This is a genomic window from Micromonospora sp. S4605, from assembly GCF_003176715.1.
GTDB lineage: Bacteria > Actinomycetota > Actinomycetes > Mycobacteriales > Micromonosporaceae > Micromonospora > Micromonospora echinaurantiaca.
The window spans coordinates 1-15,108 of record NZ_QGSW01000237.1 but is presented as its reverse complement, the minus strand read 5'-3'; the positions used below and the strand labels follow the sequence as shown (position 1 = coordinate 15,108).

The window sequence follows — 15,108 nt, the reverse complement described above, 5'->3', positions numbered from 1 at the left end:
CAGTGTGGATATTGCAACTGGCCGAATCCAAGAGGTGATGAATCACTGTCGGATTATGGACAGCTCGCGTACGGTGATCTGGCCGAGCGGCCAGGAGCCGATAGCGTCGGTGCACGCAAGGCGATGGAGAAGTTCCAGCAGCGCAGCATCGCCGATTTGCACGCCGACAAGGAGCCTGCACCCTGGCGTCGGTGAACAATGCGCGGACCCGCGGATGCGGACCATCCGGATTACGGACTTCTGGCGTGAGGTGGTGCTGGCGCCCGACGACGGCAGCGACACCTTTCTGCTGCTCAACGTCGTGCCGCACGACGATGCGTACACCTGGGCCGCGAAGCGGCTCTACACGGCGACGCGGGCGCTGGAGGTCCGCAACGTCGTCGCCATCGAGCAGCTCACTCCGGCGCTCGAGAAGGCCGCTGCGGAGGCGCCGAGCCTGCTGTTCGCCCGCTACTCCGACACGGTGCTGCGTCACCTCGGCATCGATGACCAGGTGCTGCGGGCGGTACGCACGATCATCGACAAGCGGCAGTTGGACGCGTTCGGCACGCTGCTGCCCGAGGACCAGTTCGAGGTGCTGCAGTACCTCACCGAGGGCTTCACGCCGGACGAGGTCTATCGCGACGTCGTGGCCGAGCGCCGGCCGGCGGACGCGCCGCCGGAGCCGAGCGAGAGCCTGGCCGTGGCGATCGCCAACACCGCCAACCGCATCACCCTGGTGACCTGGCCGGACGAGCTCGCCGAGATCCTCGACAAGCCCTTCGCCGCCTGGCGGGTCTTCCTGCACCCGTCGCAGCGGCGTGTCGCGTACCGGGTCTCGTGCAACGGGCCGGCCCAGGTGACGGGTGGGCCGGGCACCGGCAAGACGGTGGTGGCGCTGCACCGGGTCAAGCACCTGCTCTCTCGTACGCCCGACAGCCGAGTGCTGCTCACCACGTACACCAATGCCCTGGCCGCGACCCTGCGGGAGAACCTGGCGCTGCTCCTCGACGACGAGGAGCAGCTGGCGCGGGTGGAGGTGACCACGGTGAACGCCTTCGCGCACCGCACCGTGCGGGCCCTCGCCGGGCGGGTGCCGACCCCCATCGGTGACGTGGACGAGCGGCAGGTCTGGCGGCGGGTGGGCCGCAGGCTGAACCTGCCCTGGACCGAGCAGTTCCTCGCCCAGGAGTTCCGGCACGTGATCCTCGCCCACAACGTGCAGAGCCGGGACGAGTACCGCGCGGCCAGCCGGCGGGGAGAGGCTCGGCGCTCGGCCCGCGGCAGCGCGACCGGATGTGGGACGCCGTGGACATGTTCCAGAAGGAGCTGTCGGCCGCCGGCACCGCCACCCACCTGCAGATCTGCGCGCGGGCGGCGCAGCTGCTCGACGGCGCCGACCTCACCGACCACGGGTACGACTACGTCGTCGTCGACGAGGCGCAGGATCTGCATCCCGCGCAGTGGCGGGTGCTGCGGGCCGCGGTGGCGCCCGGCCCGGACGACCTCTTCATCACCGGCGACCCGCACCAGCGGATCTACGACTCCCGCGTCTCGCTGAACGCCCTCGGCATCTCCGTCGCCGGGCGCAGCAGCCGGCTGCGGGTCAACTACCGCAGCACCGAGGAGATCCTCTCCTGGTCCACCGGCGTGCTCGTCGGGTCGCGGATCGAGGACCTCGGCGGCGACGGTGACGACAGCCTCGCCGGCTACCGGTCACTGCTGCACGGCAAGCGACCCCACGCCGCCGGGTACCCGACGAGCCAGGCGGAGATCGCCGCGCTCGTGGAGCGGGTGGGGGAGTGGCTGGAGCAGGGTGTGGCGGCGAGCGAGATTGCGGTGTGCGCCAGGTTCAACCTGACGCTGAGCGACGTGCAGGAGGAGTTGGCCGCCGCCGGGATTCCTTCTGTGCGGGTTCGGGACCAGCCCGGGGCAGACGTCGACGGGGTGCGGCTCGCCACCATGCACGCGATGAAGGGGCTGGAGTTCCGGTGCGTGGCGGTGGTCGGCGTCACGGCGCGGTCGGTGCCGTTCGCCAAGGAGGTCACGCCGGCCGAGGTGGATCCGATGCAGCACGAAAGTGACCTGCTCCGGGAGCGGTGCCTGCTGTTCGTTGCCAGTACGCGGGCGCGGGAGGCGCTGCACGTGTCCTGGAGCGGGCAGCCCAGCCCGTTCCTGACGTCCGTTAACGCGCGCTGACGCGGATGCCGCCAGAGCGCGCTCCGGCGTAGCAGCGTTCGCGTTCCTTCTGCCACAGCACCTCGTCGTCGAGGTTCGCGTACTCGCTGCGCAGCCGGCGGGCGAGCGCGTAGAAGCCCTCGTGCGGCCGGCGGGTGTCCTTACCGACCACGAGCGCGCTCCAGATCGGCTCGCCTCGTTCAGCGGCCCGCTCCGACAACTGGGCCAGCTTGACCGGGCCATGCTGTGGCTGTCTGCCAGCCTGAAGGCGGACCACCGAGAGCGACGAGCAGCCCTCGCCACCACCTGAGTCCTCCGGTTCCTTCCGGATCCCCCGGCGGCGCCGCCGAAGCAGCGACGCCGCCGGCGGAAGGAGGGAGACGCTCAGCCGAGTGGGCTGAAGCTGCGGCCGTCGAGCACGTTGATGACCTCGTCGTCGCGGCTGACCTCGTAGCCGCGCTTGCGCAGCTCCGCCACCAGCTCGCCCTCGCGGTCGACCGGGATCTCCAGGTAGTCCCCGTTGAGTGCGGTGAACCGGCGCTCGCCGAACTGGTCCTGCAGGTCCTCGGGGAGCAGCTTGAAGGCCCGCTCCGTGACCATCGGGGGCCAATCCCCCTCTGCGACCGAGTTCAGCTCGTTGATCTCGAAGGGCTCGTTGTCGGCGGGATCCTCGTCGGGGAAGTCTTCATCCGCGGCGGCAGGATTCGACAGGTGGGTCATCCGGACCTGGCGGGCCTCTCCCCAGGTGCGGGCGGCGGCGAGCGCCTTGATCTCCTCGGCCTCCTCGGCGGCGGTGTTCGCGTCGGCGAAGGCGAGGCAGTCGTGCAGTTGCGCGTGGCCGTAGACCAGGCGGCGGGTGGTCGGGTGGTGCGTCGTCATGGCGCACATCGTGCCGTGCGGGTACGACATCCAAGATCAGGTGTTGATCCGGAGACCGGGAGCGGGACTGGCCATTTCCGCAGGCCGGACGGGCCAAAGTTGATCACGAAGGGGTGACGCAGGCCTGCGGACGGGCCAAGCGGTCTTGTCCGGTCGGGCCAGCCCCTTCGGCGTGGTGCCACCATGGGCTGGGCGCGATCGATCCCGCGGCGCCGGTGGCCGGCGATGCGGCGGCCTGTCGGTGCCGCCCGGTAGCCTGCGGGAACGTCCGCAGTACGACGAGCAGGGGAGGGCACGTGGTGGACGGTCCACGCTCCCGACCGATGTTCCGCCAGGTCCCGGCGGACATGTTCGCCTTCACCACCACCGACCGGGCCGAGCTGCACACCGCCGTCATGCAGGTCTTCGGCGACGCCCACGAGCGGCTGGTCGCGGCGTTGACCTTCGACGAGATCCTCGCGGCGTTGCCCGGCGTCGGCTGGTACGAGCCGGTCGCCGACAGCTCGCTCGACTACACCCTCGGGGCGCTGCACAAGTACGGGCTCATCGAGCGTACGCAGAACCACAGCGCCCACTACGCCTCCGCCGCCGAGTACGAACGGCGTAACCTGCACTACTCGTTGAGCCGCAAGGGGGAGGCCGCCTACGAGGGCGTGCTGCACGCGGTGCAGCACCTGTCCTCGACCGGGGCGCTGCAGACGGCGGTGCTCGACGCCATCCTCGATCGCCTCGGTGAGCTGCATGATCTGCTCGCCGACGACGCCGCTGCGGACCGCCGTGTCTACGCCGCCCTCATGGAACTCGAGGGGCACCTCGCCGGTCTGCGGGCCAGCACCAAACAGTTCAACGGCCAGCTTCAGCGGCTGCTGCGCGAGGAGGGCGCCGATCCCGACACGTTCGCCGAGGTCAAGCAGGCCACGATCGCCTACCTGTCGGAGTTCGTCACCAACCTCGACGGCCGCCGGCAGACGATCGCCGAGGCGGTGGCCCGCATCCAGCAGCGCGGCGTCACCGTCCTGCATCACCGGGCCCTGCGCGGCGCCGACCTGCCTACCCTGCCCGGCAGCAGCGATCCCGCCCCGCGCTGGCTGGAGCAGCGTGCCGCGCGGTGGGACGGCCTGTGCTCGTGGTTCCGGCCCGGCGACGGCGCCCGCCCACGCATCGACCAGCTCGCCGACGTCGCCCGACGTGCCATCGTCGCCCTGATGCGGGCCCTGGAACGGCTGACCGACGGTCGGCGGCGCGGCACCAGCACCGCCGCCGACTTCCGTGCGTTGGCCCGCTGGTTCGCCACCTGTGATTCCGACGAGGCGGCGCACACGTTGTGGTCCGCCGCGTTCGGGCTGTGGCCCGCCCGGCACACCCACCTTGCACTGGACGACCCGACGGCGGTACCGGCCACCACGTCGTGGTGGCACGCGCCGGCGGCACCCGTGTCACCGTTGCTGCGTACCACCGGGCAGGCGGACAAGGTCGCCCGCACGGCCAGGGTCCGCGACACCGCCGAGGTACGCCGGCTGCGCCGCGAGCGGGTGGTGGCGGAGCGGGCGGAGCTCGAGCGGGCGTGGCGGCAGCTGGCCACGCCTGGGCCGGTGCGACTGTCGGCGTTCGGGCGGCTCGACCCGGGCGGTTTCGCGCGGCTGCTGGAGCTGCTGTCGCGGGCGCTGTCCGCCCCTGAACGGCACGGCGTGCGTCGCGCGGCGACGGCCGACGGTCGGCTGGTGGTGACGCTCACCGGCGCTGACAGTGCCGGCCGCGCGTTGCTGCGGACACCGCACGGCGTGCTGTCCGCCCCCGATCTGCTGGTCTCGATCAGCGAGGCCCGCCCGACGCCCGCTTTTCCCCGCCAGGCTATGGACACCGAGCCCCCCGACCTGCCGGCGATTCTCGACGAGGCCGAGCGGCTCGTGGCGCCCGGCGACGCCAGCCCGCCGGGACTCGGCAGCGAGGCCCCGATGGTGATCGACGGGCGGTCGGCGTGAGCGATCTGCGCAGCGAGCTCGACCGTGAGCGGGCGGCCGAGCGGGCCCAGGCGATCCGAGCCCTGCTGGCCCGTCCCCTGCTCACCCGCGACACCGCGGCCGCCGACTTCGCCCTGGTCGTGCGGCACCGCGCCGATCTGGTCGCGTGGTTCGACACGCACGCCGGCTGGCGGTTGATCGTCGAACCCCGCGCCGGCTACGCCCGGCTGATGAAGACGTCACCACGGCCACCGGTCGATCGTCCGGCGCGCCGTCCGCGTGGCGCGCGGAGCCCGCTTGACCGTCGCCGCTACACCCTGCTCTGCCTGGTGGCCGCCGAGCTGCTGGCCGGGCCGGTGACCACGATCGGCATCGTGGCCGAGCGGCTGGCCCAGGCGTCCGCCGTCGAGCCGGACATCGCCGCGTTCGACAGCTCCCGGCACGACGACCGCCGGGCGTACGTCGACGCCCTGCTCGTGCTGGAGGAGTTGGGTGTGCTCGCCGCCGTCGACGGCAGCACCGACGCCTACCTGCAGCACGCCGACGCCAAGGTGCTCTACCGGGTCGACAGCGGCAGACTGGTCCGGCTGCTCGCCGCGCGGCAGGCGCCGTCGCGGCTACCCGACCGGGACGTGGCGGCGCTGGTGCATGAGCCTCGCTACGGCGGTGCCGACGATCCCGCCGCTGACGTCTCCGACGAGCAGCGCAACCGGTGGCTGCGGCATTCCATCGTGCGGCGGCTCCTCGACGACCCGGTGGTCTACTTCAGCGACCTGTCCGACGCGCAACGCGCCTACGCCGCCAGCATCACCGGCCGTCGGATGCTGCGCACCGCGGTGGCCGACGCCGGGATGCTGCTGGAGGAACGCGCCGAAGGGCTCCTTGCCGTCGACCCGGATGCCCTGGCCACGGACGAGAGGTTCCCGGCTTCCGGCAGCGTCGCCGGGCAGGCGGCGCTGCTGCTGCTCGACACCGTCCTCGCCGCCCGCCCCGACCCGGTCGGCGAGGAACAGCTCGTCGGGCAGCTCGCCACCCGGTTCGCGGCGGTGCCGCAGTGGGCGCGCACCTACCGCTCCGACGGCGGCCCGCAGCGGCTCACCGAGGAAGCGCTGGCCCTGCTCGGCCGATTCGGGCTTGTCGACCGGGCCGGCGGAAGTGTTCGGGCGCTGCCCGCCGCCGCCCGCTACGCCATCGGCGCGCCCACCGTCGTCAGCCCCACCCGAGCGAGGAGCCGCCGGTGACCGTCCTGACTCTGCCCAGCGGCGACGCTCCCGCCGGCACGCTGCGTACCGACCGCTGGCAGCCCACCCGGGCCGGCGTGCTCAACGTCTGGCGCTACTACGACGAGGTGTTCACCTTCCACCGCGGGCGGCTGCTGTTGCGGGGACCCAACGGCACCGGCAAGTCCAAGGCGTTGGAACTGCTGCTGCCCTACCTGCTCGACGCCAACCTGCGCCCCTCGCGACTGTCCACCTTCGGCGGTTCCGAACGCACCATGCACTGGAACCTGATGGGCGACGGCTACCCGCACACCACCCGGGTGGGCTACGTGTGGCTGGAGTTCGGGCACGACGGTGACGACGGAGCACGCTGGTTCACCTGCGGCGCCCGGCTGGCCGCCTCCACCAACACCCGCACCGTCGACGCCACCTACTTCACCACCGAACTGCGGGTGGGTGAGCCCGCCGGCCTGTTCCTGGTCAAGGACGGCAACGTCCCGTTGACCCGCCAGGACCTTGCTCAGGCACTCGGTGACCGCGGCGCCGTACACACCGGCGCCGAGTCCTACCGGCGCGCGGTACGGGAGAGCTTGTTCCGTGGGCTCAGCGAGACGCAGTACGAGGCGCTGATCGCTACCCTGCTGCAGCTGCGTACGCCGAAACTGTCCGAGCACCTGAACCCCGACGCGTTGTCCGAGGTGCTGTCGAAGGCCCTGCCACCGCTGGACGCCGCCGACCTGGCCGAGATCGCCGAGGGCTTCGAGCAGCTGGACCGACGGCGCGAGCGCCTGGCTCGGCTCGACGAGGAAGTGACCGCGGCACGCCGGCTCGCCGAGCGCCAGCAACGGTACGCGCGCCGGGCGTTGCGGCGCGGCGCCGCCGAGGTCGTCGCGGCCACCACCAAGCTGGACAACGTCACCCGCGACGCCCGCCAACGCCGGCAGGAACACGCGACAGCCGCCGCCGAGCTGGCGCAGGTGAGCACGGCCATCAGCGACAACGAGCGCGACCAGACCGTCACCGAGGAGACCATCGGCGGCCTACGCGACAGCGACGCCTACCGCGAGGGCCAGCAACTCGACCAGCTGCGGCGGGAGGCGGCAACCGCGAGACGCACCGCCGAGCAGGCCGCCGTCGCGGCAGCCAGCCGCCGTGCGGAGGCCGCGAGGGCCAGTCAACGGGCAGAGGGGTTCGTCGCCGAACTCGCCACCACCGCCGCGCAGACCGGCAGGTCCTGGCGCGACACCACCGCCGCGGCGCTGGCCGCCGGGATGGCCGCCCACGTCGAACCGCTCGCCGCCGAGACCGCGGACCGGGCCCGTCACCTGCTGCGCGGGATCATCCGCGCCCGAGAGGACGAGATCGCCGCCGTCGCCGCCGCGCTGGCCGACCACGAACGAGCGGTGGTCGAGCGCGACCGGGCGCAGGCCCGGCGGGAGCGACGGACGGCCGAACGCGACGCCGCCAGCGCCGCGCTGCGGCAGGTCAAGCGGGCGTACGACGACGAGGTCGCCGAACTGCGCGACGCCATCGCCCGCTGGGCGTCGGGCTGCGCCGTCCTGCCGGTCACCGACCGGGCGACGGAACTGGCGGACCTGGCCGGCGACGAGGTAGCGCTCAACGCCCTGGTCGGCGACCTGTCGGCCGCCGTACGGGAACAGCTCGCCGCCGCGCACGCCGAGCGGCGGGCACGCGACGCCGAGCTGGTTCGGCGGCGGGAACCGCTCGCCGGCAGGCTGGCGGCGTTGTCGCGTGCGGCCACGCACGAGCCGGTGGCGCCGCGGCAGCGGACGGCGCCCCGCGGTGACCGACCCGGCGCACCGCTGTGGCGCCTGGTCGACTGGCGGGCCGACGTGCCGACCGAGGTGCAGCCCGCCGTGGAGGCCGCCCTCGAGGCGTCCGGTCTGCTCGACGCCTGGATCTGGCCCGACGGATCGGTGACCTCGGACCGCCGTGGCCACGACACCTACCTCGCCGCCGCCACCGCGCTGCCCGCGCCGCACGAGTCCCTGCTCGCGGTGCTCGCTCCCGACGAGCGGGCGCCCGTGCCGGCGCCGCTGGTCGCCACCGCGCTCGCCGGCGTGGCATTCGGGCCAAACGCCCCTCATCACGTCGCCGCCGTCGGCGCCGACGGCAGTTGGCGGCTCGGCCCGCTGCACGGCAGCTCCGGCAAGCCGGACGTGGAGTTCCTGGGCGCGGCAGCCCGGGAGCGGGCCCGGCAGCGGGAGATGACCGAGCTGACCGCTGAACTCGCCGACATCGACGCCGAACGCGCCACGGTGGCCGAGGCGACCCGGCACCTGGCCGAGCGGCGCACCACGCTTCAGGCGGAGCTGGCAGCACGACCGGATCACCGCCCGCTCGTGCGTGCGGCGGAACAGATCGACCGGGCCGAGCTGAAGCTCGCCGGCGCGCAGGACCTGCTCGACGAGGCCGCCCGTGAGGCTGTCGCCGCCGACGAGGTGGTCCGCGCCGCGCTGCGCGAGCTGACCCTCGTCGGCTCCCGGCACGGCCTGCCCACCGCCGCGGCGGACCTCGGCCGGCTGACCGACGCGCTGCGGACACTGCGGCAGGCGGCCGAGGGCTGGTTGACCGACCGCGGCCGGGAGGAGCACACGGCAACCCGGCTCGACGACGCCCGCGAAACCGCCGACCACGCTATTGAGTTGGCCGAGGAGGAAGCGGCCCGCGCCCAGGCCGCCGAGGAATCCGCCGCCGGCCTGGCGGCCCGCCTCGAGGCGGTGGAGCGGACCGTCGGCGTCGAGTACCGGGCCGTCCTCGACGAGGTGCACCGGCTACGCACCCACGCGGAGGCACTCAAACAGCACCTGCGACGGTTGCGCCCCCGCCACGAGGCCCTGATCGGGCAACTGCACGAGCTCAACGCCCGAGCCGAACGCGCCGAGCAGGACCGCGACGACGCCACCGGTGTCCGCGACGATGCGGTGGCCCGGTTGGCCCGACTCGTCGACCTGCTCGCCACCGACGCGGCGCTCGCCACCGACCTGTCCGGCGTCGGTGCCGTGACCGCGACCCTGCAGGCCGCGCGGCAGCTCGCCGAGGAGATCGGCGCCCTGCCACACGGTCCCCGCCACCTCCGCCAGGACGAAGGCGAACTGGGCAACGTGCTGCACCTCATCAGCGCATCGCTTGCCGGCTACGCCGACCTGGCCATGATCCCCGACGAACAGTGCGACGTGCAGATCGTCACCGCCACCGTCGACGGTCTGCCGACCACACCCACGGCCCTGGTGCACCGGCTCACCACCGAACGCGACGAGATGCGGGCTCACCTGACCGAGGAGGAGCGGCAGCTGTTCGACCGCACCCTCACCGGCGACACCCGCCGGCACGTCGCGCAGCGCATCCGGCAGGCCGCCGACCTGGTCCGCGAGGTCAGCGCGCAACTCGAACGGGTACGTACCGTGTCGGGCCTCGGCGTACGACTGATCTGGGAGGTCAACAGCGACCTTGACGCCCGGCTACGGCAGGCCCGGGAACTCCTGCTGCAGGACCCGGCGCGGCTGACCGAGACCCAGCGGGCAGCCCTGCACGACTTCTTCCGCGCCCGCATCGACGACATCCGCAATGCCGGTTCGACCGAGGGCTGGGAGCAGCAGCTGGGCGAAGCCCTCGACTACCGGCGGTGGCACCGGTTCGTCGTGCAGATCCGTTCCGGCACCGGCGACTGGTCGCCGGTCACCCGACGCCAGCACGGCGCCAAGTCGGGCGGGGAGAAGGCCATCGTGCTGCACCTGCCGCTGTTCGCAGCGGCCGGCGCGCACTACCGCGCAGCCCCCTCGGCGCCGCGACTGATCCTCCTCGACGAGGTCTTCGTCGGCGTGGACCAGACCAACCGCGGCCAGCTGATGGCCGTGCTGAAAGCCCTCGACCTCGACCTGCTGCTCACCTCCGACCAGGAGTGGTGCACCTACGCGGAGGTCGACGGCATCGCCATCCACCAGTTGATCGCCGGCGGGGAGGACGGCGACGACGCGGTCACCACCGCCCGCTTCGTGTGGACCGGTCACGACGTCGTGGCCGACGACGAGCCATGACGGCAGCCCGGTTCGACCGTCCCGAACTCGCACCACTCTGGACGGAGCTTCGACGCCGATTCGAGGGCACCGACGGGCGGGTGAGCCGAGTACGCCTGCACGACCTCCAGCCGGCCGAGCGGGTCGCGCTGGCCGACCTCCTCGGCCTGGCGTACACCCCGGACTCGGAGGTGACCGTTTCCGTCCGGGTGCTCGACGCGATCCTGCAGACCGCCACCGGCGGACTGGACACCCGAGGCGTGGTGGAGGCGATCGGTGGCCCCCTCACCAGTCGAGCGGAGGACCGCCGGCAACGGGCCGCCGAGCGTGCCCAGCTCTGGCAGTGGGCCCGCGAGCATCCCACCGTCCTCGCCGAGCCGGCCCTGCTCACCTGGCTCGAACGCGTTCGCGCCGGCGGCCTCGTCGCCGGCGACACCTCCGCCACCCGGACGCTGCTGGAGCAGGCATTCGAGGTCCTTACGGCACTGCCCGCGGCCGGCGAACCGCTCCCGGTGCTGGCCGCCCGCCTCACCGGTGACTCCCATGCGCTCGACGAAGACAGCCGGCTCGGCAAGGTGGTGCTTCGGGCGTTGGCCGTGCTGCGCGACGAGGAGACACCGACCGACGCGGAGGGTCGTCGACGGCTGTGGGAGTACTCGGGCGTCGCGTGCGACGAGCTGTCAACCTCCGTCCTGGTCGCGGGGATGCGGCCCGCCGGCGACGGCCCACTCGCCCGAGGATTACGCACCTGGGCCGACGCCGGTCAGGCATCCGTGGTCACCCTGGCTCACCTCAAGGACCACCCCGTCGGTGGACTGCGGGGACCGGTGTTCGTCGTGGAGAACCCGGCGGTGATGGCACTCGCGCTACAGCGGTTCGGTGTCGCCTGCCCACCCCTTGTCTGCGTCGCCGGTTGGCCGAGCACGGCGGCGATCATGTTGTTGCGACAGATCGCTGCCAGCGGGGCGAAGCTGCGCTACCACGGAGACGTCGACGGCGAAGGCCTGCGGATCGCGGCGCACATAATGAGCAAGACGGGCGCGGAACCGTGGCTGCTCCAGGCGGAAGACTACCGGCGTGCCGTGCCGAGTGCGGGCCCACCGGCGGGTCGAGTCGACGACACCCCCTGGGACCCGCAACTGGCTGAGGTCGTCCGTGCACACGGCATAGCCCTGCTGGAGGAAGTGGTGGTCGACTCCCTGCTTGTCGACATGGGAGCACACGTCGGCCGGCGTGAGCTACCTTAGCCGTCCGCGGGCCGGACCGGTGAAACACCAGCGCCGCGCAGGCCGTTTCTGCGGGAGCGGTTGGGGCCGCCCTCGTTGCCCGCCCACACCACCGGCACCGGGGCGCGCGTTGCCGGGGCGGGGCAGGACCTCGGAGGTTCAGGCAGTGGCCGGGCCACGTCGTGTGCGGGGTGACTCGCCGAAGGCTGTGACGCCCTCGTATTCCGCCACCGGGGCGGCGCCGACACGCTCGTACTCGAGCAGCAGCAAGCCGTTCTCCGTCGCCTCGTGGCGGACGAGTCGGAGGCCGACGGGCGCGCTCGGGCGGTCGAGCAGCCGTCGCCCGGAACCGGTCACGGTGGGGGCGACGACGAGTCGGAGTGTGTCGACGAGGCCGGCCGACAACAGGTCCCTGCCGAGTCGCGCACTCCCGTGGATCTGGAGTTCCCGTCCTGGCTGCTCCCTGAGCCTCCCGACGGTCTGGATCGGGTCGCCGTGCAGCATGGTCGTCGGGTGCCAACTCGATTCCGTGAGGGTGTTGGTCACGACGTACTTCGGTAGTGAGTTCATCCGTTCGGTGAACGGGTCGTTCGGGTCGGTGATCCGGGGCCAGTCGCGAGCGAACGCCTCGTAGGTCCGCCGCCCCAGCAGCAGACCGTCGGCGAGACCCAGCCAGTCAGCGGTGCGCTGGACGAAGAGCTTGTCCAGGTAGGGCACGAGCCAGCCGCCCCGGGTGAAGTCGTCGCTCGTATCCTCGGTCGGCGAGCCGGGGCCCTGGCTGACCCCGTCGAGGGTGACGAATCCGGTAAGGGCGATCTTCATTGCGTGCCCTCGCCTTCGACGAGTCCGGCGAGTTGCTCGGTGACCGAGCCCCAGCCTTGCGCGAAGCCGAGTTCCTGGTGACGGGCGCGAGCGGCGGGATCGCCATGGCGGACGATGATCCGGTAGTCCGTGCCGTCCGGATGATCGCTCAGGGTGATCTCGGCGGTCATCGGGACCGGGGTAGGGTCCGCGGGCCTCCAGGCACTGTCGATCGCGTTCGTGAACACGATCCGCTCGAACTCGTCGACGACGAGGAAGGTCGCGTCGACGTGCGGGACGAACTCCACCCCGTCGTCGCTCAGTCGGGTCACGAACGCGCCACCGGGCCGGACGTCCAGGCGGTCGACGCGGCACAGGGTCGGAGCCGGGACCCACCACTTCTCGAGGCGGGACGGGTCGGTCCACGCGGTCCACAGGGCGGCGCGGGGGGCGCGGATGACCCGCTCCAGCGTCAGGTCCAGGTCGGGATTCACTGTCGGTTCTCCTCGGGGTCGGTGACGAGGCGTTCGAGGCGATCGGTGCGCTCTTCCCAGATCCGGCGCTGCTCCGCGAGCCAGTCGTCGATGACGGCGAGGCACTCGCGGTTGAGCACACAGGTGCGCACCCGGCCGGACTTGGTCGTGCGGATCAGCCCACTGGACTCGAGCGTCCGTACGTGCTTCATGAACGAGGGGAGGGTCATCGGAAACTCGCTGGCGAGATCGCCGACGCTCGCCGGGCCGTGGCCGAGGCGCCGGATGACCCCGCGTCGGGTCGGGTCGGCGAGGGCGACGAACACGCCGTCGAGCTGCGCCGAATACTGTGCCATGTGGCTAAGTATCGTTCGTGAACGACACTTAGCGCAAGGGCAAAGTATTTGACGCGCCCCGGAGTGCCCTACCGCGGCGTCGGTAGCTGGCCGACCGCTGCCGATACGGGGGACCGGACGCCCTCCGGGCGGGTCTGGCCGCGCTCGGCGGAGGGCCGGATCCTGGACCTGCCGGCCAGCGGTGCAGGGACGCCGGCTGCTGGCGGTCTGCGCCGCGCTCTGCACGGTCAAGCTCACGCGTCAGCCGCTGGTCGCGCTGTGGCTGTTCGAAGCGCGGCTGGAAGCGGTTTATGGTGGCCATGTGCTTGACCTGAGCAGGGTTGACTTGGAGGAGATCGCTACCGCGCTCGCGGACCAGACCGCCTACGAGCACCGATGGCTGATCAACCCGCAGACGGGCGAGATCGTGCTCTGGACGACGGACGGCGGCATCGATGGACACACTCCCGTTGACCTTGATGATCTGGACTTGATCTGCATCGATCCGCTGCCGTCCTACCTCTGGTATCAGGACATGGCCGACTTTGCCGAGAGAATCAGCGACGAGTCGGCCGGCCGCAAGCTCGCGCGAGCCATCCATGGCAAGGGCGCCTTTCGCCGGTTCAAGGACGAGTTGCACGAGGAGTGGCCGCACCTGCTGCCGGCGTGGTACGCCTTCCGCGACGTGCGCGCACAGCGGCGGGCGGTCGAGTGGCTGGTCGACAACTCGCTGGTCGACGACGAGACGGGCGAGCTTTTCGTGGCCGAGCACCCAGATCCCGACCTTCCCTGACCTGGTGCCCCTGTCGTGCCCGGTGCCGAGATCGGGCACCAACCCGGCCACGGGGCAGCGCCTTCACCGAGTTGTGAGACGTCCCTCAGAAGCTCACGATGAGGGTGAGGACGCAGACCACCAGCATGCCGGTCGCGTTGACGAAGAGGTTGCGGCCGAAGTCGCGGGCACGAATGTGCATCGCGATCGCCACGATGAAGTACAGCACCAGCGCGGCCGACGTGATGAGCCCGATGTACGGCACCCAGATGCCGGCGACGAGGCCGGCGGCCGCCGCGAACTTGACGGGGGAGAGGACCCACCAGTAGCGGCGGGGCCAATGAACGTCCTCCAGACATTTCGCGATGAACGCCGCCGGACGTAGGCACAACAGCGCGTCGCCGAACGAGATCACCGCAAGAAGGATGACGGGCCAGATCGGGTCAGGAAGGGCCGGCATCGCACCAACATACCATACCGTATGGTATGTTGATCTTATGTCGACGCGCGAACGGTGGCTCACCGCAGGCCTTGAGGCGCTGGCGGCTGACGGTGCATCGGGTGTCCGGGCTGACCGCATCGCGGCCCGCCTCAACCTGACGAAAGGGTCTTTCCACCATCACTTCGCCGGGGTGGAGGACTATCGCCGGGCGCTGCTGGAGCGACACGAGCAGGACCAGTTGGCGCTGCTGGACCGCCTCGCCGCGGAACTGGAACAGGTCGCGGCCGAGGCCGCTCTCGGCGCCCTGACCGACCGCCTGACCGGCCTGTTCGATGCCGACCTTGAACGGGCGGTACGCAGTTGGGCGGTCACCGACCCGGCGGCCCGCGCCGTACAGGAACGACTGGACGGCGCACGGCTCGAGTTCCTGCGCCGCACGTGGGCCCGGATTCTCCGTGATGAGCGGCGGGTGCACATCGCAGCCCTCGTTCCTCACCTCATCGCGATCGGTGCCAGCATGGCCCAGCCGCGCCTGCCGGCCGAGGACCTGCGCGCCGTGTTCGATCTCCTCGCCGAGTTGGCGCCCGGCGTGCGGATCCCCGAGGCGTGACCAGCCGCGCCAGATGTGCCCGTCACCCGATCCGGCGCCCGGCCGGGTAGCCGGTGCTCCCGCTACGTCCCGGGTTCGACGTAATTCGGGGACCTGGAGAGCTGAAATTTTGGTTCTGACCTGGGCGGAGATGGGTGGGACCGCCTGGAGGGCGTTTCTCTAGGCGGTGGCGTTTGGGCTGGTCAGCGGGGTGGG

13 protein-coding genes and 1 pseudogene are annotated in these 15,108 nt (G+C 71.7%); 8 read left to right on the top strand and 6 right to left on the bottom strand.

Annotation, left to right across the window (positions count from 1 at the left end):
* Positions 1-37: 37 nt before the first annotated feature.
* A pseudogene (locus DLJ47_RS37780) lies at positions 38-1,063 on the top strand (UvrD-helicase domain-containing protein); the annotation flags it as partial.
* Positions 1,064-1,275: 212 nt separating this feature from the next.
* Positions 1,276-2,178, top strand: coding sequence for a 3'-5' exonuclease (locus DLJ47_RS36360; RefSeq protein WP_342447639.1), 903 nt, complete (start codon positions 1,276-1,278; stop codon positions 2,176-2,178).
* Here DLJ47_RS36360 and DLJ47_RS35855 read toward each other — a convergent pair.
* Complete coding sequence (locus DLJ47_RS35855) at positions 2,165-2,329, bottom strand: hypothetical protein (RefSeq protein ID WP_158289858.1); 165 nt, start codon at positions 2,327-2,329, stop codon at positions 2,165-2,167. The two genes, DLJ47_RS36360 and DLJ47_RS35855, sit on opposite strands and share 14 nt — an antisense overlap.
* A 212-nt stretch (positions 2,330-2,541) precedes the next feature.
* Complete coding sequence (locus DLJ47_RS20410; protein WP_109901723.1) at positions 2,542-3,036, bottom strand: hypothetical protein; 495 nt, start codon at positions 3,034-3,036, stop codon at positions 2,542-2,544.
* Between the two features lie 323 nt (positions 3,037-3,359).
* On the opposite strand from DLJ47_RS20410, the gene DLJ47_RS20405 reads away from it, so the two are divergent.
* From DLJ47_RS20405 to DLJ47_RS20390, 4 genes are read left to right on the top strand one after another with little or no spacing between them, the layout of a single operon-like run.
* Positions 3,360-5,018, top strand: coding sequence for a TIGR02677 family protein (locus tag DLJ47_RS20405; protein ID WP_199235932.1), 1,659 nt, complete (start codon positions 3,360-3,362; stop codon positions 5,016-5,018).
* Positions 5,015-6,238: a TIGR02678 family protein gene (locus DLJ47_RS20400; protein ID WP_109901721.1), complete on the top strand. Its 1,224-nt coding sequence runs from the start codon at positions 5,015-5,017 to the stop codon at positions 6,236-6,238. The genes DLJ47_RS20405 and DLJ47_RS20400 overlap by 4 nt, the downstream gene beginning before the upstream one ends.
* Positions 6,235-10,275, top strand: a complete 4,041-nt coding sequence (locus DLJ47_RS20395; RefSeq protein WP_158289857.1) for a TIGR02680 family protein — start codon at positions 6,235-6,237, stop codon at positions 10,273-10,275. The genes DLJ47_RS20400 and DLJ47_RS20395 overlap by 4 nt, the downstream gene beginning before the upstream one ends.
* Entirely contained in the window at positions 10,272-11,501 is a 1,230-nt protein-coding gene (locus tag DLJ47_RS20390) for a TIGR02679 family protein (protein WP_109901717.1), read from the top strand. The genes DLJ47_RS20395 and DLJ47_RS20390 overlap by 4 nt, the downstream gene beginning before the upstream one ends.
* Positions 11,502-11,639: 138 nt before the next feature.
* On the opposite strand, the gene DLJ47_RS20385 is transcribed toward DLJ47_RS20390, so the two are convergent.
* Genes DLJ47_RS20385 through DLJ47_RS20375 form a run of 3 tightly spaced genes read right to left on the bottom strand, consistent with a single transcriptional unit; the run spans position 11,640 to position 13,110 of the window.
* Positions 11,640-12,302: a dihydrofolate reductase family protein gene (locus DLJ47_RS20385; RefSeq protein ID WP_109901715.1), complete on the bottom strand. Its 663-nt coding sequence runs from the start codon at positions 12,300-12,302 to the stop codon at positions 11,640-11,642.
* A complete protein-coding gene (locus DLJ47_RS20380; protein ID WP_109901713.1) occupies positions 12,299-12,775 on the bottom strand; it encodes an SRPBCC domain-containing protein in 477 nt (158 codons plus the stop codon). Before DLJ47_RS20380 ends, DLJ47_RS20385 begins: the two co-directional genes overlap by 4 nt.
* On the bottom strand, positions 12,772-13,110 hold the full coding sequence (locus DLJ47_RS20375; RefSeq protein WP_109901711.1) for an ArsR/SmtB family transcription factor: 339 nt from the start codon (positions 13,108-13,110) through the stop codon (positions 12,772-12,774). The genes DLJ47_RS20380 and DLJ47_RS20375 overlap by 4 nt, the downstream gene beginning before the upstream one ends.
* Before the next feature lie 181 nt (positions 13,111-13,291).
* Between DLJ47_RS20375 and DLJ47_RS20370 the strand changes: the two genes are divergently transcribed.
* Positions 13,292-13,882, top strand: coding sequence for a UPF0158 family protein (locus DLJ47_RS20370; protein WP_199235931.1), 591 nt, complete (start codon positions 13,292-13,294; stop codon positions 13,880-13,882).
* Positions 13,883-13,967: 85 nt separating this feature from the next.
* On the opposite strand, the gene DLJ47_RS20365 is transcribed toward DLJ47_RS20370, so the two are convergent.
* The gene (locus tag DLJ47_RS20365; RefSeq protein WP_109901779.1) at positions 13,968-14,321 is read right to left on the bottom strand and encodes a DoxX family protein; all 354 of its coding nucleotides are present in this window, start codon (positions 14,319-14,321) and stop codon (positions 13,968-13,970) included.
* Positions 14,322-14,358: 37 nt separating this feature from the next.
* Between DLJ47_RS20365 and DLJ47_RS20360 the strand changes: the two genes are divergently transcribed.
* A complete protein-coding gene (locus tag DLJ47_RS20360; protein ID WP_158289856.1) occupies positions 14,359-14,913 on the top strand; it encodes a TetR/AcrR family transcriptional regulator in 555 nt (184 codons plus the stop codon).
* Positions 14,914-15,108 lie beyond the last annotated feature (195 nt).

Coding starts and splice junctions, on each gene's coding strand:
- DLJ47_RS20410 (WP_109901723.1), bottom strand. CDS start 3,036: ATGACGACGCACCACCCGACCACCCGCCGCCTGGTCTACGGCCACGCG.
- DLJ47_RS36360 (WP_342447639.1), top strand. CDS start 1,276: ATGTGGGACGCCGTGGACATGTTCCAGAAGGAGCTGTCGGCCGCCGGC.
- DLJ47_RS20405 (WP_199235932.1), top strand. CDS start 3,360: ATGTTCCGCCAGGTCCCGGCGGACATGTTCGCCTTCACCACCACCGAC.
- DLJ47_RS20375 (WP_109901711.1), bottom strand. CDS start 13,110: ATGGCACAGTATTCGGCGCAGCTCGACGGCGTGTTCGTCGCCCTCGCC.
- DLJ47_RS20365 (WP_109901779.1), bottom strand. CDS start 14,321: ATGCCGGCCCTTCCTGACCCGATCTGGCCCGTCATCCTTCTTGCGGTG.
- DLJ47_RS20360 (WP_158289856.1), top strand. CDS start 14,359: ATGTCGACGCGCGAACGGTGGCTCACCGCAGGCCTTGAGGCGCTGGCG.
- DLJ47_RS20390 (WP_109901717.1), top strand. CDS start 10,272: ATGACGGCAGCCCGGTTCGACCGTCCCGAACTCGCACCACTCTGGACG.
- DLJ47_RS20385 (WP_109901715.1), bottom strand. CDS start 12,302: ATGAAGATCGCCCTTACCGGATTCGTCACCCTCGACGGGGTCAGCCAG.